Origin of the sequence: Achromobacter sp., from assembly GCF_036567245.1 — a bacterium.
Lineage (GTDB): Bacteria > Pseudomonadota > Gammaproteobacteria > Burkholderiales > Burkholderiaceae_B > Achromobacter.
In genome coordinates, this window is sequence record NZ_DATCUY010000362.1 from 1 (window position 1) to 9,359 (window position 9,359).

At 67.8% G+C, this 9,359-nt stretch carries 7 protein-coding genes and 1 pseudogene; 6 read left to right on the forward strand and 2 right to left on the reverse strand.

Going from position 1 to position 9,359, the window contains the following annotated elements:
* Both VIR09_RS15630 and VIR09_RS15635 read right to left on the reverse strand, forming a co-directional pair.
* Positions 1-150, reverse strand: a pseudogene (locus VIR09_RS15630) (hypothetical protein); the annotation flags it as partial.
* Between the two features lie 170 nt (positions 151-320).
* A complete protein-coding gene (locus tag VIR09_RS15635; protein ID WP_332013698.1) occupies positions 321-1,067 on the reverse strand; it encodes a GntR family transcriptional regulator in 747 nt (248 codons plus the stop codon).
* A gap of 429 nt (positions 1,068-1,496) precedes the next feature.
* Between VIR09_RS15635 and VIR09_RS15640 the strand changes: the two genes are divergently transcribed.
* The 6 genes from VIR09_RS15640 to dapA form a co-directional block, all read left to right on the forward strand.
* On the forward strand, positions 1,497-2,510 hold the full coding sequence (locus VIR09_RS15640; RefSeq protein ID WP_332013699.1) for a phosphotransferase family protein: 1,014 nt from the start codon (positions 1,497-1,499) through the stop codon (positions 2,508-2,510).
* Entirely contained in the window at positions 2,507-2,920 is a 414-nt protein-coding gene (locus VIR09_RS15645) for a DUF6285 domain-containing protein (RefSeq protein WP_332013700.1), read from the forward strand. Before VIR09_RS15640 ends, VIR09_RS15645 begins: the two co-directional genes overlap by 4 nt.
* The gene (locus VIR09_RS15650) at positions 2,917-3,687 is read left to right on the forward strand and encodes an SDR family NAD(P)-dependent oxidoreductase (protein WP_332013701.1); all 771 of its coding nucleotides are present in this window, start codon (positions 2,917-2,919) and stop codon (positions 3,685-3,687) included. The genes VIR09_RS15645 and VIR09_RS15650 overlap by 4 nt, the downstream gene beginning before the upstream one ends.
* Before the next feature lie 7 nt (positions 3,688-3,694).
* Positions 3,695-4,909 carry an acyl-CoA dehydrogenase family protein gene (locus VIR09_RS15655; protein WP_332013702.1) on the forward strand — a complete coding sequence of 405 codons (1,215 nt, stop codon included), beginning with the start codon at positions 3,695-3,697 and terminating at the stop codon, positions 4,907-4,909.
* A 39-nt stretch (positions 4,910-4,948) separates the two neighbouring features.
* The gene (locus VIR09_RS15660) at positions 4,949-8,443 is read left to right on the forward strand and encodes an indolepyruvate ferredoxin oxidoreductase family protein (protein WP_332013703.1); all 3,495 of its coding nucleotides are present in this window, start codon (positions 4,949-4,951) and stop codon (positions 8,441-8,443) included.
* Positions 8,444-8,530: 87 nt separating this feature from the next.
* Positions 8,531-9,359: 4-hydroxy-tetrahydrodipicolinate synthase (gene dapA, locus VIR09_RS15665; protein WP_332013704.1), on the forward strand; the 829-nt coding region annotated here is incomplete at its 3' end.

Here is a 9,359-nt window from a genome sequence, read left to right on the forward strand (position 1 = left end):
GGCGATGGTGCCGTTGATGCCCTCGGGCGCCAGCAGCAGCAGGCCGCGCACGCCGTGCGCCTCGCAGCAGGCTTGCAGCGGCGCCTGCAGCTGGGCGCAGTCGGGCAGGTCAACGAATTGGTAGAGGGCGGCGGTGAGGAAAGCTGGCATGGAAGCGGTCGATGATAGCGTCGGCTGCCGCTGCCGCTGCCGCTGCCGCTGCCCACCCATCGGCTGTCAAGTGGGACCAGGGTCGAAGGCGTTTGCAGTGGGCCCTTTGCTTCGCTGGTGCGCACCCAGGCAAGGGGTGCGGCCAGTTTGGGCCTGTCCTTCTTGGGGGCTTACCGGTCCTGCGGCGGCTGAGACGATGACCAGGTCTGGTCTTGCAAGAAGAACTTGGCCACCATCTCTTTGGTGATCTCCACGGCCCGCTTCAGGCTCATGTCGATGTGTTCGGTGAGCGCCACCAATGCCGGCTCCAGTTGACGCGCCTGCAGCAGGGTGACGAGCTGGGCGTGTGCATTGAAGGCGTGGGCATTCCAGTCGGAATGTTCCAAGTCGATGTGGCGTGCCACATGGATGCGCCGCGTCACCTGTTCGAGAAACTGGCTCAATTCCCGGTTGTGCGAGAGCGCCGCCAAGCGTCGGTGGAATTCCTCATCGGCCAGCAGCAGGTCGGCGATGGACATGCCAGCGGCGCTTGTCATGACAGTGTTCCAGTAATCGCGCAGTGCCTCAATTTCGGCGTCTCCCGCATGTTCCACCGCAAGGAACACCGCGCGGCGCTCCAGCGCGATGCGCACCTGGTAAAGGTTGAACAGTTCCTCGACGCTAACAGATTTGCGAAAGAACCCCTTGTTCATGACGAAGTCGAGGAAACCCTCTGCGACGAGGCGGTTCAACGCTTCTCGCAGCGGCGGCCGGCTGACGCCGAACTCTCGCCCCAGTGCCTGCTCATTGATGCGAGCCCCGGGCCGGAAGTCGTATCGCATAGCGCGTTCCCGCAACTCGATATAGAGCCTCTCCACGCTGCTTTCGTCCCGGGTCTGTGGCACATGTGCTGTTTTTTTGGTGTTTTTGGTGGCCATGGGTGCGTTCGGTGATTGGAGAAAAGTGAGGGCAAGGCTGGATGCGTCGCCGCATGACTGGGCATGAAAGCCGGGTGGCGCGGCGGTGCTTGAGTGCATCAGGTCAGGGCCGGTCCTGACCAAAGCGAAAGGCGCGCTCGTGCATTTTAGGCCGCGCGGATGAAGCAGACCCACAGGGGTGTGATCTGTCTTGCAGGCCGTTGAGGAGGTCCCATTGGCCACGCCGGGTCCATCGCAGAGTGCCACCTAATACAGTGTCGGATCGATGTTGTTGACATATGTCTTCATAAGTGTCTACACTCTGCTCGTGAACACTATTTTATATCTGATCAAGCGTCTGCCAGAAGGCGTGGTGGTGTTGGGTGTGCGATGTGCAGGCCACGGAGCCATGGATGGCATGGGGGAGATTGCATGACGTGTAAAGACGCGTTGCCGATCGCCACCATGCGTGCCCTTGAAACAGCCCTGGCACGGGCGTTGGGTGCCGACCGCGTCTCCATTGGTGAGAGCCGCAGGCTCTCGGGCGGTGCGATCCAGGAGAACTGGATGCTGGACGCCCGCGTCTGGCACGACGAAGCGCAGAGCAAAACGCGATGGGTCCTGCGCCGGGATGCTGCGGCCTCGGTGGATACCAGCCGTTCGCGCATGGATGAGGCGGCCTTGCTGAGCACCGTGGTGGCAGTGGGCGTGCAGGCGCCGGCGCCGCTGCTGGCAGATGCCGGTGCCTTGCTGGGCTTCCCCTTTTTCGTGATGGATATGCTGCCCGGCACGGCCGCTGCGCACCGGCTCACGCGCGACGCGACCCTGGTGCCCGACCGCGCCCTGCTGATGCGGGACCTGGGCGCCAATCTTGCGCGCATCCATTCCTTGCGCCCGCCAAGCGATGGCCTGGGTTTTCTGGGGGCGACGCCCGCACAGCCTTTGCAGCAGCGGGTGCTGCAACTGCAGCAGCAGTTGGACGAGCTTGGCGAGGCGCGACCTGCGCTGGAGTATGGCTTGCGCTGGGCGCTGCGCCACGCTCCCGATCCGTCGCCCGTCGTGTTGACGCACGGAGATTACCGCACCGGAAATCTCATGGTCCACGAAGGCCGCCTGAGTGGCACGCTGGACTGGGAATTCGCCGGCTGGGGCGATGCCCGCGAGGACATCGGTTGGTTTGCCGCGCGTTGCTGGCGCTTTGCCCGGCCCGACCTGCACGGTGGCGGCCTGGGCGCGCTGGAGGATTTCCTCGATGCTTATGCGCAGGCCGGTGGCGAGGCGTTCACGCTGGCAGACATCCAGTTCTGGGAAGTGCTCGCGCACCTGCGTTGGGCGGTGATTGCCCTGCAGCAGGCGCACCGCCATTGGAGTGGACGCCAGCGCTCGCTGGAGTTGGCGCTGACCGGGCGCATGGTGGCGGAATTGGAACTGGGCGCCTTGCGCGCGACAAAGGAGATGAGATGACGCAAATGGGCGCACAGGCTTCCTGTGCCGCGCTGGATCTTCTTTCGGTGGCCCGCGACACTTTGCACGACGAACTGCTGGCCGCCGTTCCCCCGCAGGCGCGGCACACCGCGCTGATGGTGGTCAACGCGCTGGGCATCGTGGTGCGCGAGCTGGCGGACGGCGAGCAAATTGCGCAAGCTGAAGCGGATCACCTGCGGGAACTGGTCGGGCCCGCGCCGGACGAAACCACGGCATCGCTGGAGGCCGTGCTGCACGGTCTGCGCCAGCGCACCGTGGCGTCCATTCGCCTTGGTCATTTCGATGCGCGGCCCCAGGCGTTGCGCATGGCGGATACGCTGATCCGCATCTCCAGCGCCCGCTGCGGCATCGATGCTCCCAAGGCCGTGGCCATGCAGGTGGCGCCATGAGTGCCGCGCAAACTCTGCAGGGCAAGTCCGCCCTGGTGACCGGCGGCTTCAGCGGCCTGGGCTTGCATTTCGCACGCGTGCTTGCCCAGCAGGGCGCACGCGTGGTATTGGGCGGACGGCGACTGGAGCTGGGGCGTGCCTGCGCCGATCAGCTCGTGATCGAGGGGCTCGATGCCCATGCGCTGGCGCTGGATGTGACACAGCCGGAATCGGTGCAACAGGGCTTCGATGCGGCCTGCGCCTGGATCGGGTCAGCGCCAGACATCGTTGTCAACAACGCCGGCGTGGCGCACACCGCACCTGCGCTGGAGGTGGCGCCTCAAGAGTGGCAGGACCTCATCAACGTCAATCTGTCGGGCAGCTTCTTCGTGGCCCAGGCTGCTGCGCGCGCGCTGATCGCTGCGGGCAAAGGCGGCAGCATCGTCAACATCGCCTCCATCCTGGGTCTGCGCGTGGCGCAGCAGGTGCCGGCCTATGCGGTCGCCAAGGCCGGGCTGATTCAACTCACCAAGGCATTGGCGCTGGAGTGGGCGCGTTACGGCATCCGGGTCAACGCGCTGGCACCGGGCTATGTGGACACCGACCTCAACCACGACTTCTTTGCCGGCGCTGCGGGCCAGGCACTGATCAAGCGCATCCCGCAGCGGCGGCTGGGCAAGGCATCGGAGCTCGATGGTGCCCTGCTGCTGCTGGCCGGCGACGCATCGACCTACATGACGGGCAGCGTGCTCGCCGTGGACGGCGGTCACCTCGTCAATTCACTCTAGGAACGCCATGGACTGGACCCTCTCCGCGCCGCACGAGCGCATCCGCCGCCAACTGCGCAGCTTTGTGCGCGACCGGTTGCTGCCGCTCGAACTGGATCCCGCCAGCTACGACGAGCATGAGAATGTGGCGCCCGCGCTGCTGGAGCACCTGCGCCAGGAGGCGCGCGCCGCCGGCCTGTGGTCGCTGCAAATGCCCAAGGCGCGCGGCGGCGGCGGACTGCCGGTGCATGCGATGGCGGCCTGCTACGAGGAGATGAACTACTCTATCTTCGGGCCCGTGGTGTTCAACAGCGCGGCGCCTGACGACGGCAACATGCTGGTGCTTGAAAAGGTCGGCACCGCCGCGCAGAAGGAGCGCTGGCTGCAGCCCATCGTCGACGGCAAGGTGCGCTCAGCCTTCGCCATGACCGAGCCCATGCCGGGCGCCGGCTCCGACCCTTCCAGCATGCGCACACGCGCCGAAAAGCGCGGCGACCGCTGGGTGGTGCATGGCCGCAAGTGGTTCATCACCGGCGCGGGCGTGGCCCAGCACTTCATTTTGATCGCCCGCACCTCGGACGATCCGCGCCGCGGCCTCACGGCCTTTTTGTTCCACGCCGACGACCCGGGCTGGCGCATCGAACGGCGCATTCCCATCATGGGGCCCGAGGAGCATGGCGGGCATTGCGAGCTGGTCTTCGACGGGCTCGAGATCCCCGATGAGAACAGCCTGATGGACGTGGGCGACGGCCTGCGCCTCACGCAGATCCGCCTGGGCGTGGCGCGCCTCACGCACTGCATGCGCTGGCTGGGGCTCTCCAAGCGCTCGCTGACCATCGCGGTGGAGCATGCCAAACAGCGCATGAGCGGCGGCCAGGCCCTGCTGGAGCGCGAATCGATCCGCGCCATGCTGGGCGAGGCGGCGATGCGCGTGCAGGCAGGGCGCCTGCTGACCATGAGCGCCGCGCTGGAGCTGGACCGGGGCGGCAAGGCGCGCAAGGAGGTCTCCATGGCCAAGATCGAGGTGTCCGAGACGCTGCACCGCTGTGTCGACACGGCCATCCAGGTCCAGGGCGCCAAGGGCTATTCGAAAGACACGCCGCTCGAATGGATCTACCGCTATGCGCGCCAGGCACGCCTGGTGGACGGCGCCAGCGAAGTGCACCGGGGCGTGCTGGCGCGCTTCTTTGCCGACGAAGGGCTCGACTTCTGGGGCTGGCCCGAAGCGCCGACGGCCCCCTGAGTAACACGCAGAGACACAACAAGCACAAGGAGACAAGGCATGAGCGATATGAGCATTGGCACCAGCCTGCGGTCGGTAGGACTGGACGACAAGTACACCGCGTCCGAAGGCACGGTGTACCTGACCGGCGTGCAGGCCCTGGTGCGCCTGCCGATGATGCAAAAGCGCCGCGACCGCGCTGCCGGGCTCAACACGGCGGGCTACATCACCGGTTACCGCGGTTCGCCCCTGGGCACCTACGACGACCAGCTGGCCAAGGCGCGCAAGCACCTCGACGCGCACGACGTGGTGTTCGTGCCCGGCGTGAACGAGGATTTGGCCGCCACGGCCGTCTGGGGCACGCAGATGGCCGAGATCGGTGGCGACGGCCGCTTCGATGGCGTGTTCTCGATCTGGTACGGCAAAGGGCCTGGCGTGGACCGCAGCGGCGACGCCTTCCGCCACGGCAACCTGGCCGGCAGCTCCCAGCACGGCGGCGTGCTGGTGCTGATGGGCGACGACCACACCTGCGAATCGTCCACCACCTGCCACCAGAGCGAGTTCGCGCTGGTCGATGCGCAGATGCCGGTGCTGTCGCCGGCCGGTGTCTCCGAGCTGGTCAGCTACGGCCTGCTGGGCTGGGCGCTGTCGCGCTACAGCGGGGCCTGGGTGGGCATGAAGTGCATCAAGGACACGGCCGACGCGTCGGGCTCGGTGGAGGTGGATGACGGCGGTGTGGCCATCGTGCTGCCCGAGTCGGACAGGCTGCCGCCCGACGGCCTCAACATCCGCCTGCCCGACACGCCGCACGCGCAGGAATTTCGCCTGGTCAACCACAAGCTCGACGCGGCCCGCGCCTTCGCGCGGGCCAACGGCATCGACCGCGTGGCCTTTGGCCAGCGCGACGGCGCGCGCATCGGCATCGTCACCTCGGGCAAGAGCTGGCTGGATCTGCGCCAGGCATTGGCCGATCTTGGCATCGACGAGGCGCGCGCGCAGCAGCTGGGCCTGGTGGTCTACAAGGTGGGCATGGTGTGGCCGCTGGAGCCGCAGGGCATGGCCGAATTTGCGCGCGGGCTGGACCTGGTGATCGTCATCGAGGAAAAGCGCGCACTGCTCGAAGCGCAGCTCAAGGAAATCCTGTACGGCGCGGCCGACGCTCCGCGCGTCATCGGCAAGAAGGACGAGCAGGGCGCCAAGCTGTTCCGCGTGGAGATGGCGCTGGACGCCGCGCAGATCGCCCAGGTCGTCGGCCACCGCCTGGCGGCCACCGAGCCGGCGCTGCTCGACACCGTGCACGCCCTTGCCCGGCGCAAGCCCGTGCTGGGCGCGGTGGACGTGATGGCGCGCAGCTTCTACTTTTGCGCCGGCTGCCCGCACAGCACGTCCACACGCATTCCCGACGGCAGCCGCGCCTATGCCGGCATCGGCTGCTCATGGATGGCGCAGACCATGGGGCGCGACACGCTGGGCTACACCCAGATGGGCGCCGAAGGCATGGCCTGGGTGGGTGAGGCGCCGTTTTCCAAGCGCGCCCACATGTTCCAGAACATGGGCGACGGCACCTACTTCCACTCGGGCCTGCTGGCCATCCGCGCGGCGGTGGCGGCCAAGACCAACATCACCTTCAAGTTGCTCTACAACGACGCGGTGGCCATGACCGGCGGCCAGCGCCACGACGGCCCGCTGGACCCGGTGCGCATCACCCAGCAGGTGCATGCCGAAGGCGTGGTGCGCATCGCCGTGGTGACCGACGAGCCCGGAAAATACGACGGCGTGACCGGCTGGGCGCCCGGCGTGACGGTGCACCACCGCGACGAGCTCGACGCCGTGCAGCGCGAACTGCGCGAGCTGGAGGGCACCACCGTGCTGGTGTATGACCAGACCTGCGCCGCAGAAAAGCGCCGCCGCCGCAAGCGCGGCACCTTCCCCGACCCGGACAAGCGCGTCGTCATCAACCCCGCCGTGTGCGAGGGCTGCGGCGACTGCGGCGTGCAGTCCAACTGCGTGGCCGTCGTGCCGCTGGAGACCGACCTGGGCCGCAAGCGCGCCATCGACCAGTCGGCCTGCAACAAGGACTTTTCGTGCCTCAAAGGCTTTTGCCCGAGCTTTGTCACGGTGAACGGCGCCAAGCTGCGCAAGGGCACCAGTGGCAAGGGCGGCGAGGGCGGTAAGAACGCAGAACCCACACTGCCAGAACCCACGCTGCCGGACCTGCGCAACGGCGTCTACAGCATGATCATCACCGGCGTGGGTGGCACGGGCGTCGTCACCATCGGCGCGCTGCTGGGCATGGCCGCGCACCTGGAAGGCAAGGGCTCGGGCGTGCTCGACATGGCGGGCCTGGCACAAAAGGGCGGCTCGGTGTGGACGCATCTGCGCTTTGGCATCAACACCGCTGCGATTGCCGCCGTGCGCGTGGCGCCGGGCGGGGCCGACGCCATCATGGGTTGCGACCTGGTCGTGGCCGCGTCGGGCAACACGCTCACCATGGCGCGCAAGGGCGTCACGCGGGTGCTGCTCAACAGCCAGGAAGTCATGCCCGGCGCCTTCGTGCAGAACCCGGACCTGCAGTTCCCCACCAACCCGCTGGAGCAGGCCGTGGTGCGCGCCGTGGGCAAGGAGCAGGTGGAAGTGATCGACGCCGGCCGCCTGGCGCTGGCGCTGTGCGGCGACGCCATTGCCACCAACCTCTTCATGCTGGGCGCGGCCTACCAGCGCGGTTTTGTGCCGGTCAGCGCGCAGGCCATCGAGCGCGCCATTGAACTCAACGGCGCCGCCGTGCCAATGAACCTGGCCGCCTTCCGCTGGGGCCGCCGCCACGCGGTCGAACCACAAGCCGTGCTGCAGCACGCCGGCCTGGGGGCAGCGCCCCAGCCGCTGGCCGAGCAATCGCTCGACACGCTGGTCGCGCGCCGCAGCAGCCTGCTGGAGGCCTATCAGAACAGCGCCTATGCCACCCGCTACCGCGCGCTGGTGGACGAAGTGCGCGCCGCCGAAGTGCGCCTGTGGCCCGGCCAGGACGAGATCGCCAAGGCCGTGGCCCAGTCGTTCTACAAAGTCATGGCCTACAAGGACGAGTACGAAGTCGCCCGCCTGCACGCCGCGCCCGAGTTCCGCGAGCAGCTGGCCGCGGAGTTCGAAGACCCGTCCAAGCTGACTTTTCACCTGGCACCGCCCGTGCTCAGCCGCATTGACCAGCGCACAGGCCGCCCGGCCAAGAGCGAATGGGGCGGCTGGATGATGACCGGCTTTGGCCTGCTTGCACGCCTGAAGTTCCTGCGCGGCACGGCCCTGGACGTATTCGGCTACAGCGAAGAGCGCAAGTCCGAGCGCGCCCTGGTCGCCCGCTACGAACAGCAGATGCGCGACCTGGTGGCGCAGCTGCGCGCCGACCAGCGCGACGCAGCGCTGGCGCTGGCCGCTGCACCGATGCAGGTCCGCGGCTTTGGCCCGGTCAAGGAAGCCAATCTGCGCGCCTACGAGAAGACCGTGGAGCGCCTGCAACAGCAGCTGCAGGCACCGGCCGCCCAGCGCGTGGCGGTCGACGCGTAACCCGCCAGCCCCTGCGTGAACCGCCCTCGCGTGCGCGGGGCGCGTGGGGACGGCGTTTCATTTAATTCCAGCCTTTCAGCCCGACCCATGTCTACTTCCAGCCCCGCCACATCCGCCACTGCCTGCGCCGCCTTGCCCCGCGGCAGCCTGGTGGCCCTGCTCACGCCCTTCAAGGCCGACCAAAGCATCGACAAACCCGCACTGCGCCGCATGGTGGATTGGCACATCGCTCAGGGCACGGTGGGCCTGGTGGTGGCCGGCACCACGGGCGAATCGTCCACGCTGTCGCACACCGAGCACCGCGAGCTGCTGGCCGCCGCCGTGCAGCACGCGGCCGGCCGCATCCACATCATGGCCGGCGTGGGGGCCAACTCCACCGCTGAAGCCGTCAGCCTGGCCCGCTTTGCCGAACAGGCCGGCGCGCACTCGCTACTCAGCGTCGTGCCGTACTACAACAAGCCCACGCAGCGCGGCATGGTGGCGCACTTCACCGCGCAGGCGGAAGCCACCGCGCTGCCCCTGGTGCTCTACAACGTGCCCGGCCGCACGGTCATCGACCTGCAGGTGGACACCGTGGCCGCGCTGGCGCGGCACCCGCGCATCGTGGGCATCAAGGATGCGACGGGCGACATGGCCCGCGCGGCCGACATCGCCCAGGCCGTGCTGCCGGGCTTTGCTCAGTACAGCGGCGACGACTTCACCAGCTTGCCATACCTGGCGCTGGGCGGGCAGGGCGTCATCTCGGTGGTCGCCAACATCCTGCCCGCCGAGGTGGCCGCGCTGTGCGCCTACATGGATGCTGGCCGCCTGCACGAGGCGCGTGCGCTGTTCGCGCGCCTGCTGCCGCTGACGCGCGCCCTGTTCATGGAAAGCAGCCCCGGCCCGGCCAAGTACGCGGCGCAGTTGCGCGGCCTGT